At 44.2% G+C, this 1,530-nt stretch carries 1 protein-coding gene; it reads left to right on the plus strand.

Annotated elements, in window-relative coordinates; genetic code table 11:
* The first annotated feature begins 222 nt into the window (after positions 1–222).
* Positions 223–1,461: an ISAs1 family transposase gene (locus ACI4L0_RS02560; protein WP_439798602.1), complete on the plus strand. Its 1,239-nt coding sequence runs from the start codon at positions 223–225 to the stop codon at positions 1,459–1,461.
* The last annotated feature ends 69 nt before the right edge of the window (positions 1,462–1,530 follow it).

Genomic DNA, 1,530 nt, shown 5'->3' on the forward strand with positions numbered 1-1,530 from the left:
TTTCATTTAAAAAAAGCGTGATTTCTCAAAAATAGTTCTATTTTATAGCGCGGATTCCTGCGGATTTTCTTCTTTAGTCTATCTTTGCCCTCGACCCCCTCTCTGTATATAAATCCAAATCACAAAAACTGTTAAATACCTTATTTACAGTGAAATAAGTACTGTAAAAACTTGGTCAAGTGGTGGATATTTTGTAATTTTATAGGTGTAAACATTATAATTATGAAAACATCCAAACCACTCAACCAAGTAAATTTTGCCGACGCTTCGGCACTTAACCTGAACACAAAAGTAGTAAATAATTCTGAATCGAGCGAAACTATTCTGAGCAAACTGCTGGAATTCGCTTCTTCGGTCCCCGATTTTCGTAGGTCGAACAAGGGGAACATACGCCATCGACTCAGCGACATCATCATGTTGATGATATTATCCCGAATTTCCGACTGTGTTGGACGCGCAGATATCATCAAATTCGGCAAGGACAATTTAGGTAGATTGCAGAAAATGGGTATGTTCAAAAACGGCATACCGTCGGAGCCTACTCTTTGCCGCATTGAAAAAGGTATAGATGCCCTTGCGATGGCTGACAAAATGCGTGAGTTCGCCGAATCTTTTCGCAAAAAGCTGTATAAAGACAGCGACGGCTTAGAAATAATCTGCGTTGACGGAAAGGCTATGCGCGGCACGGTTCAACAAAACGGCCGCAACCCGGATATCGTCTCGGCATATTCTCCCGCCACCCGTATCATATTGGCTACCGAGGCTTGCGAGGAAAAGAGTAACGAGATAAAAGCCGTGCCTCGCCTGTTGTGGAAAATCGACATAACCGGGAAAGTCGTCACTGCCGATGCCATGTCGCTGCAGAAGCCGATTATCGACCTAATCCGAGAGAGAAAAGGCTATTTCTTTATCGAGATTAAAGCCAACCAGCGAGCGCTGTGCTACATAATCGAAGACGCAATCAAAGGGCGAGAACCACTATATACGTATACGCCGGATTCGGAGCTTGCGCATGGGAGAATAGAGACTCGAATATATAACATATATGACGGATTGGACATGATTGCCGACACGGAAAAGTGGGGCGGCAACTTGACAGTTGTGGAATACATATCAGAAACGGTCAAAAAGTCGACCAACGAACGCACCACCGAGCGCCGGTTATACCTGACAAACTTGCCAACAGACACGCCGACATTAGGCTCGTTCGTGCGCACGCATTGGTCAATCGAAAGTATGCACTGGAGTCTTGACGTCAATTTTCAACAAGACAAGATAAAACGCAAGCACAGCAGCGCGGCTCGCAATCTCGACACAATCCAAAGGGTTGTCTACTCCGTGTACTCGATTTGGAAAGGGTTGCGCAAAAAGGTAGCAGACAAGCGGAAGGGCGTGGCAGAACTAAAGCGACACGTCTCGACAAGCTTCACGACGCTCATCAAGTTTTTAAGCCAAAATTAAAAAAAACGAGATTTTGAAAATTAGATAAATCGCTGAAATACAACGTCAAAAAATTATCCGATTCTCAGC

Source organism: Treponema sp., assembly GCF_051883275.1.
Taxonomy (GTDB): domain Bacteria; phylum Spirochaetota; class Spirochaetia; order Treponematales; family Treponemataceae; genus Treponema_D.

What these genes read in the sequence shown, in the direction of transcription:
- ACI4L0_RS02560 (WP_439798602.1), top strand. Translation starts at nt 223, where the DNA reads ATGAAAACATCCAAACCACTCAACCAAGTAAATTTTGCCGACGCTTCG.